24 protein-coding genes and 1 tRNA gene are annotated in these 21,436 nt (G+C 65.5%); 6 read left to right on the forward strand and 19 right to left on the reverse strand.

The window, feature by feature from the left end:
- Positions 1-55: 55 nt before the first annotated feature.
- The 9 genes from ABID37_RS00060 to ABID37_RS00100 form a co-directional block, all read right to left on the reverse strand.
- Positions 56-340: a hypothetical protein gene (locus ABID37_RS00060; protein WP_354191892.1), complete on the reverse strand. Its 285-nt coding sequence runs from the start codon at positions 338-340 to the stop codon at positions 56-58.
- Positions 337-540, reverse strand: a complete 204-nt coding sequence (locus ABID37_RS00065; protein ID WP_354191894.1) for a hypothetical protein — start codon at positions 538-540, stop codon at positions 337-339. The genes ABID37_RS00060 and ABID37_RS00065 overlap by 4 nt, the downstream gene beginning before the upstream one ends.
- Before the next feature lie 2 nt (positions 541-542).
- Entirely contained in the window at positions 543-767 is a 225-nt protein-coding gene (locus tag ABID37_RS00070; RefSeq protein WP_354191896.1) for a hypothetical protein, read from the reverse strand.
- Positions 768-769: 2 nt separating this feature from the next.
- Positions 770-1,384 (reverse strand): hypothetical protein, encoded by a 615-nt coding sequence (locus ABID37_RS00075; RefSeq protein WP_354191897.1) that lies wholly within the window; start codon positions 1,382-1,384, stop codon positions 770-772.
- Positions 1,385-1,401: 17 nt separating this feature from the next.
- Positions 1,402-1,731 (reverse strand): hypothetical protein, encoded by a 330-nt coding sequence (locus ABID37_RS00080; RefSeq protein WP_354191898.1) that lies wholly within the window; start codon positions 1,729-1,731, stop codon positions 1,402-1,404.
- On the reverse strand, positions 1,721-1,936 hold the full coding sequence (locus ABID37_RS00085) for a helix-turn-helix transcriptional regulator (protein WP_354191900.1): 216 nt from the start codon (positions 1,934-1,936) through the stop codon (positions 1,721-1,723). The genes ABID37_RS00080 and ABID37_RS00085 overlap by 11 nt, the downstream gene beginning before the upstream one ends.
- 91 nt (positions 1,937-2,027) lie before the next feature.
- On the reverse strand, positions 2,028-3,077 hold the full coding sequence (locus ABID37_RS00090) for a hypothetical protein (RefSeq protein WP_354191901.1): 1,050 nt from the start codon (positions 3,075-3,077) through the stop codon (positions 2,028-2,030).
- Positions 3,074-4,294, reverse strand: a complete 1,221-nt coding sequence (locus ABID37_RS00095; protein ID WP_354191902.1) for a tyrosine-type recombinase/integrase — start codon at positions 4,292-4,294, stop codon at positions 3,074-3,076. The genes ABID37_RS00090 and ABID37_RS00095 overlap by 4 nt, the downstream gene beginning before the upstream one ends.
- A gap of 176 nt (positions 4,295-4,470) precedes the next feature.
- A tRNA-Ile gene (locus tag ABID37_RS00100) sits at positions 4,471-4,546 on the reverse strand.
- A 195-nt stretch (positions 4,547-4,741) separates the two neighbouring features.
- Between ABID37_RS00100 and ABID37_RS00105 the strand changes: the two genes are divergently transcribed.
- On the forward strand, positions 4,742-5,458 hold the full coding sequence (locus tag ABID37_RS00105) for an SIMPL domain-containing protein (protein WP_354191903.1): 717 nt from the start codon (positions 4,742-4,744) through the stop codon (positions 5,456-5,458).
- A gap of 265 nt (positions 5,459-5,723) precedes the next feature.
- Here ABID37_RS00105 and ABID37_RS00110 read toward each other — a convergent pair whose 3' ends face one another.
- The 8 genes from ABID37_RS00110 to ABID37_RS00145 all read right to left on the reverse strand — a co-directional run bounded on the left by ABID37_RS00110 (position 5,724) and on the right by ABID37_RS00145 (position 14,191).
- Positions 5,724-6,086: a hypothetical protein gene (locus ABID37_RS00110; RefSeq protein WP_354191904.1), complete on the reverse strand. Its 363-nt coding sequence runs from the start codon at positions 6,084-6,086 to the stop codon at positions 5,724-5,726.
- 134 nt (positions 6,087-6,220) lie between these two features.
- Positions 6,221-7,309: an alpha-hydroxy acid oxidase gene (locus ABID37_RS00115; RefSeq protein ID WP_354191905.1), complete on the reverse strand. Its 1,089-nt coding sequence runs from the start codon at positions 7,307-7,309 to the stop codon at positions 6,221-6,223.
- A 4-nt stretch (positions 7,310-7,313) separates the two neighbouring features.
- Positions 7,314-7,997: a Fe2+-dependent dioxygenase gene (locus tag ABID37_RS00120; protein WP_354191906.1), complete on the reverse strand. Its 684-nt coding sequence runs from the start codon at positions 7,995-7,997 to the stop codon at positions 7,314-7,316.
- Between the two features lie 69 nt (positions 7,998-8,066).
- The gene (locus ABID37_RS00125) at positions 8,067-10,343 is read right to left on the reverse strand and encodes a TonB-dependent receptor (RefSeq protein WP_354191907.1); all 2,277 of its coding nucleotides are present in this window, start codon (positions 10,341-10,343) and stop codon (positions 8,067-8,069) included.
- A gap of 345 nt (positions 10,344-10,688) precedes the next feature.
- On the reverse strand, positions 10,689-11,582 hold the full coding sequence (locus ABID37_RS00130; protein ID WP_354191908.1) for an energy transducer TonB family protein: 894 nt from the start codon (positions 11,580-11,582) through the stop codon (positions 10,689-10,691).
- Positions 11,583-11,593: 11 nt separating this feature from the next.
- Positions 11,594-12,055 carry a TonB system transport protein ExbD gene (gene exbD / locus ABID37_RS00135; RefSeq protein ID WP_354191909.1) on the reverse strand — a complete coding sequence of 154 codons (462 nt, stop codon included), beginning with the start codon at positions 12,053-12,055 and terminating at the stop codon, positions 11,594-11,596.
- Between the two features lie 11 nt (positions 12,056-12,066).
- Positions 12,067-13,092, reverse strand: a complete 1,026-nt coding sequence (exbB, locus tag ABID37_RS00140) for a tonB-system energizer ExbB (RefSeq protein ID WP_354191911.1) — start codon at positions 13,090-13,092, stop codon at positions 12,067-12,069.
- 262 nt (positions 13,093-13,354) lie between these two features.
- On the reverse strand, positions 13,355-14,191 hold the full coding sequence (locus ABID37_RS00145; RefSeq protein ID WP_354191912.1) for an alpha/beta hydrolase: 837 nt from the start codon (positions 14,189-14,191) through the stop codon (positions 13,355-13,357).
- 118 nt (positions 14,192-14,309) lie between these two features.
- On the opposite strand from ABID37_RS00145, the gene ABID37_RS00150 reads away from it, so the two are divergent.
- Positions 14,310-15,374: a FecCD family ABC transporter permease gene (locus ABID37_RS00150; protein WP_354191913.1), complete on the forward strand. Its 1,065-nt coding sequence runs from the start codon at positions 14,310-14,312 to the stop codon at positions 15,372-15,374.
- Positions 15,371-16,156 (forward strand): ABC transporter ATP-binding protein, encoded by a 786-nt coding sequence (locus ABID37_RS00155; RefSeq protein ID WP_354191914.1) that lies wholly within the window; start codon positions 15,371-15,373, stop codon positions 16,154-16,156. Before ABID37_RS00150 ends, ABID37_RS00155 begins: the two co-directional genes overlap by 4 nt.
- On the opposite strand, the gene ABID37_RS00160 is transcribed toward ABID37_RS00155, so the two are convergent.
- On the reverse strand, positions 16,153-17,253 hold the full coding sequence (locus ABID37_RS00160) for an ABC transporter substrate-binding protein (protein WP_354191915.1): 1,101 nt from the start codon (positions 17,251-17,253) through the stop codon (positions 16,153-16,155). The genes ABID37_RS00155 and ABID37_RS00160 overlap by 4 nt on opposite strands.
- 11 nt (positions 17,254-17,264) lie before the next feature.
- The gene (locus tag ABID37_RS00165) at positions 17,265-17,765 is read right to left on the reverse strand and encodes a cytochrome b (RefSeq protein WP_354191916.1); all 501 of its coding nucleotides are present in this window, start codon (positions 17,763-17,765) and stop codon (positions 17,265-17,267) included.
- 198 nt (positions 17,766-17,963) lie between these two features.
- On the opposite strand from ABID37_RS00165, the gene ABID37_RS00170 reads away from it, so the two are divergent.
- From ABID37_RS00170 to ABID37_RS00180, 3 genes are read left to right on the forward strand one after another with little or no spacing between them, the layout of a single operon-like run.
- Positions 17,964-19,163, forward strand: coding sequence for an isochorismate synthase (locus ABID37_RS00170; protein ID WP_435521511.1), 1,200 nt, complete (start codon positions 17,964-17,966; stop codon positions 19,161-19,163).
- Positions 19,160-20,788: a (2,3-dihydroxybenzoyl)adenylate synthase gene (locus tag ABID37_RS00175; protein WP_354191918.1), complete on the forward strand. Its 1,629-nt coding sequence runs from the start codon at positions 19,160-19,162 to the stop codon at positions 20,786-20,788. Before ABID37_RS00170 ends, ABID37_RS00175 begins: the two co-directional genes overlap by 4 nt.
- 5 nt (positions 20,789-20,793) lie before the next feature.
- Positions 20,794-21,429 carry an isochorismatase family protein gene (locus ABID37_RS00180; protein ID WP_354191919.1) on the forward strand — a complete coding sequence of 212 codons (636 nt, stop codon included), beginning with the start codon at positions 20,794-20,796 and terminating at the stop codon, positions 21,427-21,429.
- The last annotated feature ends 7 nt before the right edge of the window (positions 21,430-21,436 follow it).

Genomic DNA, 21,436 nt, shown 5'->3' on the forward strand with positions numbered 1-21,436 from the left:
GCGCCTCTGTACTGCGCCTGTTCGGAGCCCGTCGGACCATCCCGGCGGGCTTCGGCTATTGGAGCGTGGGGGTATTGGGCGATTGCCACGCCTCGCAGGCGGCATGTCGCTCGGGGGGCACGTCCGACCGGTGGACATTAAGACGACGGCGCCAGCCGAAGCCGTCGTGGAAGTGGGAAACCTCACCCGCAAGCGCCGCAGCCCTGCCGCAGATCGGTTCCGCCTTCGACCGGGTTTCGGCCTCTTCGTCCGCCACCCAATGGGCGGTCTCGGCAGGCACTCCCGCTGCCTGAAGCTGGCGCGCGCGACGCTGCCGCCAGCGGCGCCAGAAGCCAGTCATTCCCGACGCTTCCCCACCAGTGCCGCACGCGCATCACGATGAAGGGCGGCGTCCGGGCTGTCGGCGGACACGGCAAGCCCGGCTGCGATCAGGCGAGCCGCTTCATCGTCGGACGCGGTGAAGGTTTCGCCGGAGCGCGCGCGGAGCGGAGCGCCGAAATTTTCGGCGGCAATATCGACGGTGGCGGTCAGTTGGGCCATGGTTATTCTCCTTGCTTGGTCCATTTGGTTTCTTCCTCGACCGGAGCGGCAGCGCCATTCGCGATCAACTTTGCAGCTTCGTCGTCTTCGGCTTCGAAGGTCGTTCCAGCTTCGATGATGACGGTTTCGACGCGGAGGACAGGATTCCCCTCCCGGTCGAATCTCCCGGTCGGAACCACCCGGCCGGAGGATTTCCAGATCTCGGTGATGGCGCGAATTTCGACCATGATCAGTTTCCTTTGATGTCGTTCAGCCAATGGGTGGCGATTTCGGCGGCCTGCGACCGGATGGTGAAGGCGTCCAACTGTTCAGGTGTCAGGCGCACCGGAAGATTTTCGAGGAAACGGGCGACGACGACACGGGCCGCAAAAACGTGTGGGTGCTTCCCCGGATCAAAGGCAAAGTGCTCCCCGAGCAGGTCGCGTTCCAGCATGTCGGTGGCGGCCAATTCGGCCAGAGGCGCCGCTATCTCGGCGAGTCCGACCTTCACCTTTTCCAGCGCAGCCAGACGACGCGCCGAAACCTCATCAAGCGCAGCATCCACAATCGACGGAGTCAGCGTTTCCAGCTTCTCTTCAACGTCACGACGACGCGCGGGAAGCTGGTTCAACGCGGCGGCTGTATTCTCTATAATGCTCCGCAGCCGCTCGATTTTTCGGCGGCGCCGTTCGGTTTTCTCCGGGACGGTTGCTGCACCGTCCAGCAATGCGGCGACGGCCTCTTCGGCCACGGCTGATTCAATGCGGGCGATTTCTTCCTTCGCCTCGGCACTCTCGCGCCGAAACTTGGCGGCCATTGCTTCAAGGTCCGCAATCTGTTTCCGAAGACCGGCTTGCGCCTCCATTCCAGATTTCAGCATGGTCAGGCCCTCACGTAGCTGGTGGGAATGGTGGCGAGGCGGCCGCCGGACCAGATGCGGGCTCGCGGCCCCGCTTCCGTTTGATCAACAAAGGCCGGAACGGCGTCCGGGTGCTCGGCAAAGAGGCGCCGGAGCCTACCGTGATCGCGCGTCGCGGCCGTCCACGGCGAACGGCCCGGTCCCATCGGCACGTCAATCGGAGCGTAGGTGTTTCCGTGCCGCTGGACCGGCAACACGCGGGCGCCAGCGGCAGCACCGGCGAACGCGGCGGTCAGGTGGTCGGCGCCGTCGGGCAGCGCCTGAAGTGCCGTGGTGACGGGATCAACGGCCATTGCGCTGCCCTCCGCGCGCCGCGATGCGTTCGGCCTTCCATGCCTCGATTTCGTCGCGGACGAAGCCCACGGTGCGGGGGCCAAGAGGAACGGGCGCCGGAAATTCGCCCCGGCTAATCATGTCGCGGATGGAGTTCTGCCCGAGCGGCACTTCCGCCAAAAGCTCGGGCCACCGCACAAAAGAGGGTGAGGGATTGTCGTGCATGGTCCACCTTTCGAATTGCGCCGGAAGCGTCCGGCTTGGCTCAAAAGGTGGCGGAAGGGGCGCGGGGAATTTAGCCCACTACAGTAGGGTCTTAGACTTTCTTGCCCCAATCACGATCATATGTCGCCTTCTCCTGTTCAGCGAGTTCACGCCGAAGGCGGTTGATCATGGGAACCTCGGCTTCAGGCACCACCAACAGGCGCAACCCCATTGCTTCCAAGCACGCGGCGATCTTGGGCAAAGAAGGGGGTTTGCGTTTCGCCGCGTCACTATTGTTCCACGAGTCCAGCGTGGTCACGGCAACATGGGCGCGGGCAGAAAGTTCATGTTTGTCGATTCGGCGACGTTTCATCTCTTCGAAAAGCTCGCGGACTACGGCCGATGCTTGGTCGACTCCCGGCCCTTCGTCATATCCGCACCACTCCCGGCAGGCTGTTAGGCAAAGGTCCAATTCATCGTTAGAAAGGTACTGTCCGGCACCTTGAAGCCTTTCAAGTTCAGCCGGTGCATGGCCCATGTGGAGGATTTCAAAGCCCTTCCGCACCCGGTCTAGGTGGATGCCGGTCACGACGGAAAGAAATTCCTCGGGCCCAAACGCGCCGCCCGACTTCACCTTGGCTATCATGTCCTTGCTGAAGCCGAGTCGGTCTAGGTCGATGCGTCCCGCATCGACTTCCGCCGTGCACCAGAAGCAGAAGTTCATCGCGTTCTTCGACAGCACGCTTTCGAGACTTTCAATAAGCCATGCCTCGAAAGTTCGATAATCCGGCTTCAAGCGGTCAGGTACGTTGATCTTGGAATGTCGCTCGGGATAGGCAAACTTACCGGGTCGCTGCTTCTTCTTCGCAAATACCAGCTTGTTGCGCTTGCGCTGTACCTTCGCTGCTAGGGCTTTTCGCTCTTCCGGTGACGCATCTGCCCCGAGCATCGTAAGGTCATGAACGGCACGTTCGTACTGCCGCACATCGGCGACAGTCCCGCTCCTGAAAACGGGCTCACCGTTCGGCGCATCAACCGCGTAGGCACGGCCGTCCACCGCGACTTCCCCGGCGACCTGATGCGCTGCCGCCTGCTTCTCTACCAGCCTATCGGCCTGAACCTCCCATTCCGATACGCGCACGGGCAGCTTTTCGTCAGTCATGCTCGACGCCCCGGAAACGGGATCACCTTCCGGCCATGCTCGGCAGCGTCCACATAGTCGGACCACCAGCAGAGCATTGCACGACGGTCGGCAAGCCACTCGGCGGCATTGTAGGCCGAACGAACAGAATCCCCGTCGGTGTGCGCAAGCTGCCGTTCGATCCAGTCGCGGTTGAAGCCGGACTCGTTCAAGACAGTCGAAAAGGTGCCACGGAAACCGTGGACCGTCGCCCGGCTATGGTAGCCTAACCGGTAAAGCGCGAAGATCATGGTATTTTGGGAAACGACTTTTTCCTTCGTCGCGGACGGCAGGACATAATCGGAATCGCCTGCGATCTTCTTCAGTTCCTTCAGGATCGCGACCACCTGCGGCGACAACGGCACCAAATGGCCGGAGCGCATTTTCATCCGCTCGGCAGGGATACGCCAGAGCGGTTCGGCGCCGTCCAGCCCTTCGAACTCTGACCATATGGCGAAGCGGGCTTCGGCGGTCCTGACGGCCGTGTGCATGACCAGTCGCAGCGCCAGCACGGTTTGCCGGTCGCCCTGATAGTTCGACAGCGCCTTCAGGAACTCGGGGAGTTCAGCCGCTTTCAAAGCGCTACGGTGCTTCTGCGCACCGGGGGCCTTTAGAGCGCCCTTCAGGTCTTGAGTCGGGTCACGGACGGCACGGCCACTGGCAACGGCGTATCGGAAAATCTGACCTGCGACCTGAAGCAGTCGCCCCGCCAATACCACCGCGTCGCGGCTTTCAACGGCACGGATCGCGCGAAGAACTTCGGGCGGCTCAATCGCGTTGATCGGAGTCGAGCCAATGGCGGGGAAAAGATCGGCTTCGATCCGGCGCCAGATGCGTTCGGAATAGGCTGGCGTCCAGCCAGCCTTCCGGGCGGCAAACCATTCCTCGGCAATGGCTTGGAAGCTGTTGGCCGCTTCGGTCTTGGCCTTCTGCTTTTCCGTCTTCTTCTCTTCACCCGGATCAATGCCCTTCGCTAAGAGGGCCTTGGCCGCATCGCGCGCGGCTCGGGCGGCTTGAAGCGTCACGGCGGGATAAGCGCCATGGCTCAAGAGCTTCTGCTTGCCGTCGAACCTATACGCTTGGCGCCAGAGCTTGCCACCGGTGGGCGCCACCAGCAGGAACAGCCCGCCGCCGTCTGCCATTTTGCGAGGTTTATCAGAGGGTTTGGCGTTCTTACACGCGGTGTCGGTCAGGGGCATTGTTGGTACTCGAAAACTAGCCAGTGGGTATCTCGGCTAAAACATACCAACAAAATTTCCGGCTGTCACCGGTTTGTTCCGAACCTCTTCGGAGGCTAACTAATCCGGAAACCCTTGCAAATCCTTAGATTTCTGGACTTTACCGGAGTTCTTCGGAGCTATTCGGGGAAGGTGAATGGTGGGCCCGGAGGGACTCGAACCCCCAACCAAGCGGTTATGAGCCGCCGGCTCTAACCATTGAGCTACAGGCCCCACGGGGGCTGATTAGTGTGTTTCGCTGCCGTGCACAAGAGGCACGCGGAAGCGGCAGGTCGGCGAGGCCGGTGCCCTTGTCCGGCAACCGGCAAACTTCAACCATTTGGCGAAGGTCTGGCGCCAATCGCCCAAATCAGTCCATATTCCCCACTTAGTCCATCTCGCGCTGGGACGCATTTCATGGAGCACATGATGAACGGATTCCTTCTTCCTCTGGCACTGGCTGCGGCGATGGCGCTGCCGGCCATCGCGCATGCCGGCGACACCAGGCCGGGGCCGCGCATCTTCGTTACCGGCGAGGGGGAGGCGACGGTTGCCCCCGACATGGCCATCCTGTCGCTGTCGGTGATGCGCGAGGCCAAGACGGCGCGCGCGGCGCTGGATGCCAACAACGACGCCATGGCGGCGGTCATCACCGCCATGAAGGCGGCCGGCATCGAGGATCGCGACCTGCAGACGGCCGGCATCCAGATCAGCCCCCGCTACAACTACACCAACAAGCCCGATGGCACCCAGAATGCCGAACTCGTCGCCTATCAGGTGACGAACACGCTGTCGGTGCGCGTCCGCGACATCGACAAGACCGGCGAACTGCTCGACAAGGCGGTGACGCTCGGCGTCAACGAGGGCGGCGGCATCGTCTTCACCAATGCGGACCCGGCTGCCATCGTCACCGAGGCGCGCAAGAAGGCGGTCGCCGACGCCGCCGCCAAGGCCAAAACGCTGGCCGAGGCGGCCGGCACTTCGGTGGGCAGGGTGATCGAGATTTCCGAACAGTTTGCACCGCCGATGCCTGTCCGCATGGCTGCGAAGTCCTTCGATGCCATGCCCCAGGCGGGCGGTGCACCTGTGCAGGCGGGCGAAAATGCCTATCGCGTGCAGGTCAACGTGACTTTCGAGATGAAATAGGGCGTTTGCGGCCGGGCTATCGTCTGCTGACCGGGCGGCATCATAACCCCTACCCTAACCCCTCCCCACAAGGAGGAGGGGAATTCTGCAACGGCGGCATCCGGCGCCAAATGTCGAAGATTGCGGTGGCGGCGGCGGGGTAACCTGTCGCTTGCGGGGAGAGGATGACGGTTGGTCCCGATGAGCCCGGTATTGCTCCGACATCATGAAAAGCCCCGGAGGCGATGGCCTCCGGGGCTTTTCATGATGGGGATGCCTGTTCCGATTAGCGGTAAAGCAGCGGACAGCCGCGCTGGTTGGCGAAGGTGACCATGACGCGCTGGTTGAACTTGCGGCCGGCCACCTTGACCACGCGGCGGTTGGCATCGACGATGCGGGCGCGGCGGACGCCCATGCGCTCGGCCTTGTTCAACGCCCGGTTGGGGGAGCAGGCCTGACGGCGGTCCCAGCCGCGGCGCCAGTTGTTGTGGCGGCCGTGATCGCGATGGTTGACCTGTACGCCGTAGCCGGGGCCGTTGCCGCCGAAATTGAGGTAGAGGCCGTCCGCCTGGGCCGCGGCCGGCATGGCGGCGAGGCCACCGAGGCCGATGAGGGCGGAAAGAACTGCGGTCTTGATCATCTTGAGCATGGTATTCTCCAGGGTCCGTTCGGGGACGGGCTTGCTGCATCGCCTGTCCATGGAAGGCACATTAGGAGCCGGTGGCTGAACGGCGCGCGAACCGCGCATTCATCTGCGGTTCATCCGGCGGCGGTGCTTCCGTTTCAGCAGGAGGCGAAAATGCCGTGGTCGATATCGCTCAGGCGAGGCCGGCCGGTCAGCGCCATCGCCACCTCCAGTTCCGCGCACATGATATTGAGGATATGGGCCAAGCCCACGGCCCCGGCAACCGCAAGCCCGTGCAATATCGGTTGGCCGACCATTACCGCGTTGGCGCCAAGGGCCACGGCCTTGACGATGTCGGTGCCACGGCGCACGCCGCCGTCGAGCAGGATCGGCACCTTCCCGGCGACCTCGTCGGCTATGGCTGGAAGCGCCTCGATGGTGGCTGGCAGCGTGTCGAGCACGCGGCCGCCATGGTTGGACACGACGATGCCGTCGACACCGCTCTGGAGTGCAAGGCGCACGTCATGACAGCTCATGATGCCCTTGAGCAGCAGCGGCAGTTTCGTGCTTGCCCGCAGCCATTCGATGTCGCGCCATGTCGGGGCGGCATCCAGCAATCCCTTGAAGACCGGGCTTTCGCCGGGGCCGACCCGCAGGACGGGGCCGGGCATGTCTCTGAGGTTCACGGCCTCGAGGCCGTCGGGCAGGCGAAAGCCTACGCGCTGCTCTTCGTTGCGCACGCCGTTGACGGGGGCGTCCGCCGTTACCAGCAGGGCGCGACAACCGGCTGCCTCGGCACGGCGCACAAGGGCAAGCGTGTCCTCGCGCCGCGCCTGCATGTAGAGCTGGAACCACAACGGCCCTTGCGCGGAGGCGGCGATCTCCTCGATGAGGACGCTCGACTGGGCGCTGATGGTCATCACCGTGCCGGTGGCGGCGGCAGCCAGAGCAGTTTCCAGTTCTCCCCGCGGGTGGGCAAGCTTGTGGAAAGCGACAGGAGCCAGGATGATTGGAGCGCGCAGCCTCTGGCCGAACAGGTCCAGACCCGTGTCGGCGCCGGTCATGTCGGCCAACACCCGGCCTTCCAGCTTCAGGCGGTCGAAAGCCTCGCGATTCCAGCGCCGGGTGATGCCGTCAGCGCCGGCGCCGGCAATATAGGCCCAGACGGCAGCCGGCAGACGCTCACGCGCGTGGCGCTCATAGTCCGCCAGCGAGACGACATCGGCGGGGACGGGCGAGGCCGTCATGCCGCTACAGTTCCGACCAGTGGCGGATCAGGTTGTGATAATGGGCTGTCAGCCCGACCACGGCCGGATGATCGTCGGGCATGGTCTGGCGCACCTGGATAATCGACATGTCGAGATCGTAGAGCATGTGGCGGCGCCAGTCATCCTTGATCATGGACTGGGTCCAGAAGAAGGACGCCCAGCGGCTGCCGCGCGTGACGGGAGTGACGCTGTGCATCGACGTGGCCGGATAGACGACCATGTGACCGGCCGGCAGCTTTACGGAATGGGTGCCGTAGGTGTCATGCACCACCAATTCGCCGCCGTCATAATCTTCCGGCGGGGTGAGGAAGAGGGTGGACGAGACATCGGTGCGCAGGCGCATGCCCGCGCCCGGCACGACGCGGATCGAGCCGTCGACATGGGCGCCGAAGGTCATGCCCTCGTCGTAGCGGTTGAACATGGGCGGCAGCACATGCAGGGGCAGGGCGGCCGAGGAGAAGGTGGGGTTGCGGCCGAGCGCACGCATGACGATCTGGCTGAGTTCCTGCGCGGCGGGCGCGTCGACCGGCACCTGCAGGTTTTTCTTCACCAGCGCGGCCTGCTCGCCGGCCGTGGTTCGCCCATCCACCCATTGCGTGTTTTCCAGCACCTGCCGGATATAGGCCACCTCTTCCTTGGTGAGCACGTCGGGAATGGTGATGAGCATGATGGGTCTCCCATGGCGGATCGGGCAGGCCGAAGCGTGGCCGGCCCGATCCGGGACGCGGTTACTGGATCAGAACTTCGCGCCGACCGTGAACACGAAGCTCCTGCCCGGCGCCACCACGGCACGGTTGCTCCAACCCGTGGAGTAATTGAGATTATCCGTCAGATTGTAGCCGTTCAAAGCGAATTTCAGGTTCTTGTATTCATACGCAATGAACGCATCGAGTGAGAAAGACTCCGGAATGCGGCCGGTGTTGCCCGAATTCGTGTAGTAGGCATCGGAATAGACGATGCCGCCGCCGACATCGAGCTTGCCTTCCATATCGAAGTGGCGAGACACCTCGTAGCTGGTCCACAGCGATACGGCATTGTGCGGCACGTAGGCAACTTCGTTGCCGACCGTCGACGGATTCGGTGGCGTGGCCGTCGAGGTAAGGATTTTGCTGTCCAGATAGCTGTAGGAAACACCGACAGTCCAGTTCTCGGTAGGCCGCCCGGAAACGCCGAGCTCGACGCCGCGCACGCGCTGCTTCTCGCCCGTGGCAACGGGATCACCGGTATTGGGATCGGTATAGAAGGCGTTGCTTTTTTCGACCTGGAACACGGCGCCGGTGACGCTCATCAGCCCACCGAGGAAATTGACCTTTCCACCAACCTCGTAAAGATCGCTCTTTTCCGGGTCGAGGTTCGGTTGAGTCGGGCTGATGGTGCTGGACCCGTTGGCGATAAACTGCCCCGCCGGTGTGAAGGAGCGTGCCCACGAAGCGTAGTAAGTCTGATCTGATGTCGGCTCCCAGATAAGCGATACTTTGGGGGAGAACACAGTGGTCTTTTCACGCCCGTCGAAGGGAGTCGGATCGCTATTCGATGTGGTCGCCTGATGGTACTTGGAGTCGAAATAGTCCAAGCGCCCGCCGGCCAGAACGGAAAACTGTTCCGTCAACCAGACCCGATCGCTTCCGAACAGGGCGATATTCGTGCCGGTGCTGTGGCGGTCTCCGTTGGGATTGCGCGCGACCGTATAGGGCAGGTTGTAAGTCGCCCCCGGATTGCGGACATAGACGATGCTCGGATCCTTGCCGGTGACGGTGAAGGCGTCACGATCGTTTTCCTGATAGAAGGCATCAAGGCCCAAAACCAGTTCATGCCGTAGCGAGCCGGTCTCGAACCTGGCGACGCCTGTCGTCACGTTCTGGATGCCCCAGGAATTCTGCTCATAGGTTGGGTTGCCGCCGCCGTAACCGGACAGGAAAGCCGGATTGCCGGCGAAGAAGTCGGTAGCGCATGCGCCGCTGCACCCCGGCACGCTGGTGGAAAAATCGCGGTCGTACACGGACAGCCGCGTATCGTTGTAGATCGTCAGCCAGTCCTCGGCCTGCCATTTCACCTTCGAGGTGACGGCATGGGTGTTGAAGACGTCGTGGTCCTGCTTCTTGCCGTAGAAGACATTACGGCTCACGCCGAACTCGGTGATGGGCAGCGAGGGATTATCCGGGCTTGCCGTTCCATTCACGACCATCGGCACGCCATAGTCGGGCGTACGGTCGCCATGCTGGTACATATAGCTGATGTCCCAGGTGAGGTCGGTGCCAATGCCGAACGAACCGGTGGCGAGGATGCCGGCGCGGTTGGACTCGACGTGGTCGCGGCCGGCAAGATCCTGCCAGTGGCCCATAGCAACGAAGCGCAGTGCGCTGGTTTCGTTCAACTGCTTGTTCACGTCCAGCGTGGCGCGGCCGAGTGGGCCGTTGCCCGCCTGTCCCTCGACATAAATTTCATCGCCGAGATGCGCTTTCTTCTGCTGGGTGTTGATGGCGCCGCCGGTGGTGCCCATGCCGAAGTTCTCGGAAGAGGGACCCTTGAAGACCTGCACGCCTTCATAGGCAAAGCTGTCGCGGACATAGACGCCGAAATCGCGCAGGCCGTCGCTGTAGATGTCGCCCTTGGCTTCGAAGCCGCGAATCTTGAACTGGTCGCCATTCAGGCCGCCACCACCTTCGCCAATGGCCATGGTGACGCCCGGCACGTTGCGCAGCACCTGTTCGAGCGTCTGCGTCTTTTGTTGCTCCATCACCTCGGGTGTGATGACGTTGACGACCTGCGGAACGTCCTTGACCTTGCCCGGAATGCGGCCGAGGTCTGTTTCCTGCTCGACGGCGTTGGACGGTTCGCCCTTGCCCTGCACGTTGACTTGTTGCAGTCGGACATCACTATTGTTGCCGGCGCTGTTCTGCGCAGGCGCGACCGTCTGGGCGTAGGCCGGGCCGGTTAACGCTGCCGAAATGGCAATGACGGGCAGGAGCCCCAAAGTGTTGCGGATCTGTGCCGATCCTTCGGGTGCGGTCATGAGACCACCATTGCCAGTTTCCATGGATTTCATCCCCAACCTTTCTTGCTGGCCGCGATCCCTCCGGGGCCAGGAAAATGTCTCCAGATTGTTGCCGAGCCAAGAAAGCGGGGTCGCCGGGAAACACCGGCAACCTTCCGCTAGGGAAGCTGATAATAATTGTCAAGTATCATCCGATGAAGGGCCAGCCCGGTTGCGTTTCGGCAGAACGGTTTGCCGCAACCTGTTGCAAATGACGCACTGGGAGGCGCGGGTAGGGGGCGGTCCGCATCCGCACGCTGGCGTCAGGCCACCGGACAGGAGCCCTGGCGACGGAGCCGGGTCAACTCTGCGATACAGCGGGCTTCAGCGCGAATAGCGGATCGGCACCACCAGGCTCATGCGCGACTTGGCGATGTCCGGCGGCGGGGCTGGAACCGGGGAGGCGCGGCGCACCAGGTCGAGGGCGGCGCTGTCGAATGCCGGATCGCCCGAGGAGCCGGCGAGGGACACGCCGACCACGTCGCCGCCCGGATTGATGGTGAAGCGCACGGTGACGGTGCCGATGCCGCGGGCATCGCGCGGATAGCGCTTGTAGCGGTTGAGATGGGCGTTGACGCGCGACTGCCAGCGCGCCGGCGACATGCCGGAGCCGGCGGCCGCCTTGCTGACGCGCGGCGCGGCAGCCTTCGGCGCGTCGTCGGCCGACTTGGTTGCCGCCACCTGCGGCGCCGGCCGCTTCTTCTCGATCTTCTTTTCGACCTTCTTCTTCACCGGCTTTTCGACCGGCTTCGGCTTTTCCGGGACAGGGCGGCGCTGCGGCACCGCCATGGCGACCTCCGGCAGCGGCACTTCCTCCAGTTCCTCGACGACTTCCTCGACCTCTTCCAGAGGCTCGATCTCGGCGACCTCCTCGGTCTCGAGCGGCGTTTCCTCGGCCACCTCTTCCAGCACCGGTTCCTCGACCGGATCGAGTTCCTCGGTGACTTCCTCCACCTGCTCGACGGGGGCGCTGTCGACGACGTCGGCCATGTCGGTCAGCACCGCCTCGGGGGCGACGACCATGGGCGCCAGTTCCATCATGATGGCGGGGGCGGCGTCGAGGGAGGGGGCTTCCATGGCCGGCACGCGCTGCAGATACCAGGCGCCGGCCATATGCGCGGCGAGCACGAAGGCGGCGGCGCCCGACCAGAGCGCCATCTCGCCCTTGCCGAGATTGAGCGACAGGCTGTCTGCCGGATGGTAGGCCGTCTTGCGCATCGCGGGACTCATCACGGGGACCCGGTTCCGGTTTCCGTCGTCGCCGTCGGCACCATTTCAAGGCCGACCAGCGCAATCTTGAGATAGCCGGCCTTGCGCAGCAGGTTCATGACATTCATCAGCTCGCCATAGTCGACCGACTGGTCGGCCCGCAGGAAGACGCGCTGTTCCTTGTTGCCTTCGGTGAACGTGTCGAGCGCCCCGGCGAGGTTGTCGCGGGCCACCTCGTCATTGCCGAGCAGGACCGACAGGTCTTCCTTGACGGTGAGGTAGAGCGGCTTGTCCGGGCGCGGCGCCGGCGTGGCGGCCGCGGCCGGCAGGTCGACATTCACGTCCACGGTGGCGAGCGGCGCCGCCACCATGAAGATGATGAGCAGAACCAGCATGACGTCGATGAAGGGGGTGACGTTGATCTCGTGGGTTTCCTGGAGATCGTCGTCGTCGCCAGCAGTTTCCCTGATGCCTCCGGCCATGACGCCTGCTCCTATTCCGCCGCCAGCCTGTCCCGCGACGCGGCGGGCACCAGGCGGAAGTCGAGGTCGCGGCTGACGAGGCGGTCGACGCCGGCGGCGGCATCGGCCAGCGCCTGCCGGTAGCCGGTGATCGAGCGCGAGAACACGTTGTAGATGACCACCGCGGGAATGGCCGCGACGAGGCCGATGGCGGTGGCCAGCAGCGCCTCGGCGATGCCCGGCGCGACGACGGCGAGGTTGGTGGTCTGCGATTCCGAAATGCCGATGAAGGAGTTCATGATGCCCCACACGGTGCCGAACAGGCCGACGAAGGGAGCGGTGGAACCGATGGTCGCCAGCACGCCGGTGCCGCGGCTGAGCCTGCGGCCGGTCTGGATCTGGATGCGCGACAGGCGCGAGAAGACGCGCTCCTTCAGGCCGGAGGGATCGGCATGGTCGAGCGCGCCGATCGACAGCCGGGTCTCTTCCATGGCGGCATTGACGAGCAGGGCGCCGGCGTCACGGCGCTTGTCGAGCTTCTGGGCGGCCTCCTGCAGAGAGGTCGAGCCGAGAATGGCGCGCAGGGCCGAGCGCAGCCGCGCCTTCGATCCGGCGAGCTCCAGCGACTTGGCCAGCCACACCGTCCAGGTGACGAGCGAGGCGAAGGCGAGGCCCAGCATGACGGCCTTGACCACCCAGTCGGCGGCCATGAACATGCCCCACGGCGACAGGTCGTGCGGCAGGGTCATGTCGCGCGCGCCGTCTTCCAGCGGCAGGGCCTCGGCGTCCTGCGCCGGTTCGGTCGCGGCGGGTGCGGGGGCCTGTGCCCCGTCCTGCGCGGTCGCGGGCGTATCGGAGGCGGCCGGCGCAGGGCTTTCAGGGGCCTGAGCGGCCGGTGCGGAAGGCGTGGTTTCGGCCGGCGCGACGGGTGCCGGCGCGGGTTCGGCCGGAACGGTGGCGGCAGGAGCTTCAGGGGCTGCCTGCTCCTGGGCGATGGCCGACTGGGCCAAGGCAAGGCAGATGCCGGCGGAGAGCGCGATGGCGGCCAGGCGTTTCATGGCCGATCCCTTTGCACAGAATTCATGCTTCATCAGATCGACCATACTGCAACCCATCTCAATTGTTTCGCGGCGCTCGAGCGCCATGCTGGTCCCGGCGCCAGTGGCGCACTTCATCGAAGGCCGTCCGGGGACGCCTTTCGATCAAACTGGATGGCGGTTACCATTGTTGACTAAATCATTCAAGATTATACGACAACTTTCGTCAGAAACTATGTCGAATTCCGGCGCCGGCAAGCCGGGCGGCGCCTTTTGCAGCCGCTCAGGCATGATCCTGCAGGTTCGCGAAGGCCAGCGCCGGCGCAAGCGAAGCCGGCAGCGTGGCGGCATGGCCGAGCTCGGGAAAGATGCGCAGTTCGACCGCCAGTCCCGCCCGTCGCTTCAGCCTGTCGACCATTTCCAGCGTGTGGGGGGCAGCGCCGTCCCAATGCGGGCCGGCCGGGTTCGAGCGCCGCTCGGCATCGCCCAGCATCACCAGCACGTCGGCGTCGCTGCCGGATAGCGGGGTCTGGGCTTCCAGGCCGAGCATCCACTGGTCGTTCCACCAGATCGACGGGCTGACCGGAGCGTAGCGCCGGAAGGCGCCGGGCTGGCTCAACAGCGAATAGAGGGTGCACAGGCCCGCCAGAGAATGGCCCCACAGGGCGCGGCGGGCCGGATCGACGGGCAGGGCGGCCTCGACCTCGTCGCGCAGTTCCCCGGCCAGAAGGTCGACAAAGGCGGCGGCGCCACCGGTCCTGTGGCCGTTGGGGGCCGGCGGGATCTCGACCGGCGTAAAGTCGAAGCTGCGTGCCACCACGTCGAAGCGCAGGTCCGTGTCGTAGCCGATTCCGGCGAGCGCCAGGGTGGGAACGGCCTTCAGATGCGCGGGCGTGAGCGCGTCGAAAGCGGCATTGCCGTCCAGCATGTAAAGCAGCGGATGGCCGGCGACGGGGGGCGCCGCATGCGGTATGGCGAGGAAGATCTGGAACGTCCGGCCGCCCTGCGTGGAAACCAGCCGGCGTTCCAGCCGGTGGGTGGAAACGCCGGTGTCGAAAATGGCCAGCGCCGCCGGTTGCGGCTGCTTGGGCTGGACGGGGGCAGGGGCGGCGGACTGCATCCTCAAGCTGTGGCAGGTCGGGTGAAACGCCGTCAAGAGCGGCCGGCGCTAACTTGACGATTTTTATCATGTACCCCATAAGCGGCCGGCCCTGAACTGACCGGGCCACTGCTTCAGGATGCATCTCTTGGCCGATAGCGTGCAGGCTTCTTCCGTGATCGAGGACTATGACCGGCTGGTGCGCAGGCGGCTGGCCATCCTCGCCGGCCTCTGCGTCGTCCTGCTGGCCGGCTTCGTTGCCGACCTGGTGACCGGCCCGTCGCAGCTTTCGGTGGCCGAGGCGGTGCGGGGCCTGATCTTCCCGGGCGAATTGTCGCCGCCGGTGCGCGTCATCATCTGGGATGTGCGGCTGCCGCAGGCGCTGCTGGCCGTCATGGTGGGCGCGGCACTGTCGCTGGCCGGCGCGGAGATGCAGACCATCCTCAACAACCCGCTGGCCAGTCCGTTCACGCTCGGCGTGTCGTCGGCCGCCTCGCTGGGTGCCGCGCTGGCCATCGTGCTCGGCATCGGCCTGCCCGGCATCGCCAACAGCTGGATCGTGTCGGGCAACGCCTTCCTGTTCGCCTTCGGCTCCGTGCTTCTGTTGCAGGCGCTGTCGCGCCTGCGCGGGACGGGACCGGAAACGCTGGTGCTGTTCGGCATCGCCATGGTCTTCACCTTCAACGCGCTGGTGGCGCTGATCCAGTTCGTGGCGACGCAGGAGGCGCTGCAACAGCTCGTGTTCTGGAGCATGGGCAGCCTGACGCGCGGCAACTGGGAAAAGCTGGCGGTGCTGTTCGTCGTGCTGGTGCTGGTCACGCCCACCGCCATGTGGTCGGCGTGGAAGATGACGGCGCTGCGGCTCGGCGAGGACCGGGCGCGCAGCTTCGGCGTGGACGTGACACGGCTGCGCTTCGTGTCGCTGCTCAGGGTCTCGCTGCTCGCCGCCACCTCGGTGGCCTTCGTCGGCACCATCGGCTTCATCGGGCTGGTCGGGCCGCATATCGCCCGGCTGCTGGTGGGCGAGGACCACCGCTTCTTCCTGCCCGCCTCGATGGCGGCGGGCGCGGCGGTCATGTCGCTCTCTTCCGTGGCCAGCAAGGTGATCGTGCCCGGCGCGGTGATGCCGGTCGGCATCGTGACGGCGCTGATCGGCGTGCCCTTCTTCGTGGCGCTGATCTTCCTGAGGCGGGAGCGCACATGAGCGGCGCGGCGGCTTTGCTGGAGGTGGAGGGCCTGTCGGTCGGTTATCCGGGCCGCAAGGTCATCGACAATCTTTCGCTGGCGCCCATTCGCGGCGGCGGGCTGACGGCGCTGGTCGGGCCCAACGCGGCAGGCAAGACGACTCTTCTGCGCGGACTGGCGGGCCTCAACCGGGCGAGCGGCTCGATCCGCTTCGGCGGGCGCGAACTGGTGGGCGCCAGCGCCGCCGAGCATGCCGCCCATGTCACCTACATGCCGCAATCGCTGCCGCAGCGCGTCGGGCTTACCGTGTTCGAGGCGCTGCTGGGTGCGTTGAAGGCCTCGCCGCACGGTCGCGCGTCGAGTGCCGACCGGGAACTGGCGCTGGAGACGCTGGCGCGCCTCGGCATCGAGCAACTGGCCATGCGGCCTCTGGACGAGCTTTCGGGCGGCCAGCGGCAGATGGCAAGCCTGGCCCAGGCGATCGCGCGGCGGCCCTCGGTGCTTCTGCTGGACGAGCCGACCAGCGCGCTCGACCTCAACCACCAGCTTCGCGTGATGAAGGTGGTGCAGGCGATCGCCCGCGAGCGCGGCATCGCCACGGTGCTCGTCCTGCACGACATCGCGCTGGCCTGCCGCTGGTGCGAGCGCATCCTCGTGCTGTCGGGCGGCAAGGTGTTCGCCGACGGGACGCCCGACGAGGCGGTGACGCCGGAAATGTTCGCCGGCGTCTATGGCGTGCAGGCGCGGGTGGAGCGCTGCTCGCGCGGCTATCTCCAGGTCATGGTCGACGACGCGGCCTAGTTTAGATCGGCCCAGTAGGTGCCCTCGATCGGCACGGCGAGGAAGCGCTCGTTGATCTCCTGTCGGGTCTTTTCCGGGTCGAGGTCCGGGAACAGGTCGGGGCGGATCCACTTCGCCAGCGCCTCGACGGTGAGGATATCCAGTGGCGAGTTGAGAAGCTGGTGGGACAGGCCGTGGACGCGGTGTTCGCGCGCCGCGGCGAGGCCGGAAATGCCGTTGCGGGCGGCGACGCGGGCCAGTGTCTCCCTTATGCGCTTTTCGTCATAGCCGGGGCCGATCAGCAGGCCGGCGGTGCCTTCCATATGCGGGCCGCCGGTGGCGATATAGACCTGCGGGTCGGCCGAGATCACATATTCGAGGTTCAGCGTGCCGGTCACGCCCTGCAACACGTTGCCGATGTTCTCGCCGCCGGCGAACTCGATGTAGTTGCCGATATTGCCGCGCCCCGGCGAGGCGCAGCACTCGTCGGTCCGGGCCGCATGCGGCTCCAGGAAGACGCGCGGACGCGGCCCGGACGCCGCCGCCACCCTGGCCGCGATGGCGTCCATATGCGCGCGGCGGAAGGCGAGGAAGGCGTCGGCCTCGGCGCGGCGGCCGGTGACGTCGCCCAGCAGGCGCAGGCTGGGTTCGAGGTTTTCCAGAGGCTGGTCGAAGAAATCGATGATGGCGACCGGCACGCCGGCGGCTTCCAGCCGGGCGATGTCATCGGCGCCGGGCTGCGACTGGAGCGAGAAGATGGCAAGGTCCGGCTGGGCACCCAGCACCTGTTCGACCGAGAAGGTGCCGGCCGAACTGGCGGTCAACGCCAGCTTCTCGATGGCCGGGAACTTTTCCGCATATTGCCGGTAGGTCTCCGCCCCGAGGCGGTTGATGTCGCGCGGCCAGGCCGAAAGCAGGCTGACCGGGTCCGGATGGATCAGCGACAGCGCCACCAGATAGCGGCTGTCGTCGATGAGGATGCGGTGGGCGGGTTCGGCCAGAACGATCCTGCGGCCGGTGAGATCGGTCGTCTCGATTTCGGCCTGTGCGGGAGCGGCCGTCAGAAACGCAAGCGCCGTGAACAGGGCGCAGGCAAGAAGCTGGATGCGATTTCTCATGTAAGGCGGACCTATGTGCGGACGGCGAGGCGGGACGGCAGCATGCGCGACAGAAGCCCGTCCCTGCGGATGAACTGGTGCCAGACCACCGCCGCGACATGCAGCATGACGATGGCGAGGATAAGCTTCGCGCCGAGATTATGGAGGTCGCGCGGCCAGCGGCCAAGCGTCTTGCCGAAGGCGGAAATGGCCAGCAGGCCGAGCGCCGGCTGGGCCAGTATGGCCAGATAAAGCAGGCCGTGCCCGGCATGCGCCGCGATCCGCTGCAGGCGCGACATGCCTTGCGGCAGCGGTGGCGCCCGATGGGTGAGGCGCCAGCCTATGCGGGCCAGCGCCAGCGCCAGTATGGCCGAGCCGAGGGTGATGTGGGTGCGGAACAGGTAGAAGCGCGGCTCCGAGCCGCGCTCGAAAAAGCCCCAGATCCAGCCGGTTGCGAACTGGGCGAGCACCAGAACCGCCACCAGCCAGTGCAACCAGATGGCGACCGGATCGTATCGGTGCCGCTCGTTCATATCCGGTTTCGCTCCTTGCATGCCCTCGTCAACTGTCTGCGCTGGCATCATGGATTCACGTCCACAATGCAAGTTTTTAAGTTGACATTGCAATTCATATTTTTATTGGTGCCGGTAAATCCATGACGGGTTCCCTTGTCGGAATCCTTTCCGGTTTCGCGCGCAAACCGCATGTGCGGCCGGAAAACTGAAACTCAGGTGCGTATCTTGTCGTCAGGAAACGAGGTTGCGGGAACCGGCAGACAGGCGGAAGAGGTCTTCCGGCTGTGCGGTAGCGAAAAGACCCTGATCGGACAAGGGCTGCGCGCGGAAGTCGCGCGCGGGGCGATCGACAGCCTCGCGGAGCGCGTACGCGGCTTTTTTTCTGATCGCCAAGGCGGCCCGCGACTCGTCATGGGCAGCCTGCCGTTCGATCGCTCCCGGGCCGACTACCTGTTCCAGCCCGAGGCGGTAGCCATGGGCAGCCGGAGCGAGGCCGGCAAGGCTGCCACCTTGCCCGATGCGGTGCATTGCACCATCCGGCCGGTGCCGGCCCCTTCGGCCTATCGCGACGCGGTCGCCGCCTGCCTGGAGATGATCGCGGCTTCGGCCGGCGATGCCGAGCCGCTGACCAAGGTCGTGCTGTCGCGCAGCCTCGAACTGGCCTCGTCGCATGCATTCGATGCCGGGAACCTGATTCGAGCGCTGGGCAGGGATCCCAGCGTCACCGTGTTCTCCACGCTTCTGCCGGCCGAGGCCGATGCGCCGCACCCGCTGCTGGTGGGCGCGACACCGGAGCTTCTGGTGTCGAGGAAGGGTGCCGAAGTGGTCTCGTATCCACTGGCGGGTTCGGCCCGGCGCTACGGCGATCCGGGCGCCGACCGCCGTTCGGCCGCTGTGCTGGAGGGTTCGGAGAAGGACCGGCGCGAGCACCAGGCCGTGGTCGATGCGGTGTTCGATGCGCTGTCGCCTTATTGCAGTGAGTTGACGGCGCCGGACGGCACGACGCTGCGGCCCACCGCCTCCATGTGGCATCTGGGCACGCGCATCGTCGGCAGGCTGAAGGACACCGAAACGCCGGTGGCTGAGCTGGCTGGCGCGCTGCATCCGACGCCGGCCGTGTGCGGCCTGCCGCGCGAGCGCGCCGCCGGGGTGATCGGCCAGCTGGAAGGCTACGATCGCGGCTTCTATGCCGGCGCTGTCGGTTGGGCCGACGAGAAGGGCGACGGCGAATGGTATGTCTCGATCCGCTCCGCGCGGCTGGCTGGCAGGCACGCGACGCTCTATGCGGGGGCAGGCATCGTCGCGGGCTCCGATCCCGCCGGCGAGACCGACGAGACCTCGGCCAAGTTCGTGGCGCTGCTTTCCGCACTCGGTATTGACGAGCACGGCCGACCCCTGCGAGAGCATGCGGCATGAGTGAAGTCAGCCAGACATGGCCGGAGGAATTCGCCCGGCGCTACCGCGACAAGGGCTATTGGCGCGGCGAAACTTTTCCCAAGATGCTGCGCGAGCGCGCCGCCGCCTTTCCCGACCGCATCGCCGTGGTGGGCGGCGATCAGCGCTGGAGTTATGGCGAGCTGCATGCCCGCGCTGAAACGGCGGCTGCCGGTTTCCTCAAGCTCGGGCTGAAGCCCGGCGAGCGGGTGATCGTGCAGATCGGCAACCGGCCGGAGTTTCTGTCCGTGGTGTTCGGCCTGTTTTATGCCGGGCTGATCCCGGTCTACGCGCTGCCGGCGCACCGCCGCACCGAGATCGTGCATTTCGCCGGGAAGGCCGAAGCCGCCGGCTATGTGGTGGCCGACAGGGGCGACGGTTTCGACTATCGCGCCCTTGCGCGCGAGGTGAAGGCGCAGGCGCCGAGGCTTCGCCATGTCGTGGTGCTGGGCGAGGCGGAGGAATTCGCGCGCTTCGAGGATTTTGCCGCCGATCCGTCGCTGCTGCCGGGCGATCCTTCCCCCTCAGATGTTGCCTTCCTGCAGATTTCGGGCGGCAGCACCGGGCTGTCGAAGCTCATTCCGCGCACCCATGACGACTATATCTATTCGTTCCGGGCGAGCGCCGAGATCTGCGGGCTCGATGAGAACAGCGTCTACATGGCGGCGCTGCCGGTGGCGCATAATTTCCCGATGAGTTCGCCGGGCGTGATGGGCGCGCTTCATGCCGGCAGCCGCATCGTCATGTGCCCTTCGCCCGACGCGCAGATGGCGTTCGCGCTGATCGCGCAGGAGAAGGTGACGATCACCGGGCTGGTGCCGCCGCTGGCGCTGTTGTGGATGCAGGCGGCGGCCAATGCAAGGCACGACCTTTCCAGCCTGAAGGTGTTGCAGGTGGGCGGGGCGAAGTTCATGCCGGAAGCCGCGCGCCGGGTGCGTGCTGCGCTGGGCTGCCGGCTCCAGCAGGTGTTCGGCATGGCCGAAGGGCTGGTGAACTACACGCGGCTCGACGACCCGGACGAGATCGTGGTGGAAACGCAAGGGCGGCCGATCAGCCCTGACGACGAGGTGCTGATCGTCGACGATGAGGGCAATCCCGTGCCCGAAGGCGAGGCTGGCAACCTCCTGACGCGCGGGCCCTATACGATCCGCGCCTATCACAACGAGCCGGGCGCGAATGCGCGTTCCTTCACCGGGGACGGTTTCTACCGCACCGGCGACGTTGTGAAGCGCACGCCCGAGGGCTACCTCGTGGTGCAGGGGCGGGCGACCGACCACATCAACCGCGCCGGCGAGAAGGTTTCGGCGGAAGAGATCGAGGACCATCTTCTGGCACACCCGAACGTGTTCGACGCGGCGGTGGTGTCGATCCCGGACGAGTTCCTCGGCGAGCGGAGTTGCGCCTTCATCATCCCGCAGGGCGAGAAGCCGAAGGGCGCGGCCATCAAGGCGTGGATGCGCACGCGCAACGTGGCCGAGTTCAAGGTGCCGGACCAGATCCTGTTCGTGGATGCGTTCGAGACCACGGCGGTCGGCAAGATCAGCCGCAAGGAGCTGCGCGCGCGGCTGCGGCAGGCATTCCTCGACGCCGAAGCGGAAAAGGGGTGAACGCCATGGGCCTGCCGACGATCCCGCCCTACGACCTGCCGTCAGCGGCGGAACTGCCCGCTTCGCGCGGGCCGTGGAAGGTGGAAGCCGCTCGCGCGGCGCTGCTGATCCACGACATGCAGAACTATTTCGTGCGGCCCTTCGTGACGGATGCTTCGCCGCTTGCGCCGGCCATCGCCAATATCGCGCGGCTGGCGGCACATTGCCGGCAGAAGGGCATTCCGGTGTTCTATACCGCCCAGAACGGCGACCAGGACCGGCGCGACCGTGGCTTGCAGGCCGACATCTGGGGGCCGGGGATGAGTTCGGCCGAGGCGGATCAGGCGATCATCGCGCCGGTTGCACCTGAGAAGGGCGATTTCGTGCTGGTCAAGCATCGTTACAGCGCCTTCCAGCGCTCCAATCTGGAGGTGCTGATGCGGGCGCGCGGGCGCGACCAGCTCATCGTCACCGGCATCTATGCCCATATCGGCTGCATGATGACGGCGGCGGAGGCCTTCCAGCGCGACATCGAGGCGTTCTTCGCCGCCGACGCGCTGGCCGATTTTTCCCGGGCGAAGCACGACCTGGCGCTGGACTGGGTGGCGGGGCGCTGCGGCGTCGTCGCCGGCACCGACCAGTTCATCGCCGCCCTTGTTTGACGGAGGC

The organism is Aquamicrobium terrae, assembly GCF_040545735.1.
GTDB classification, from domain to species: Bacteria; Pseudomonadota; Alphaproteobacteria; order Rhizobiales; family Rhizobiaceae; genus Mesorhizobium; species Mesorhizobium terrae_A.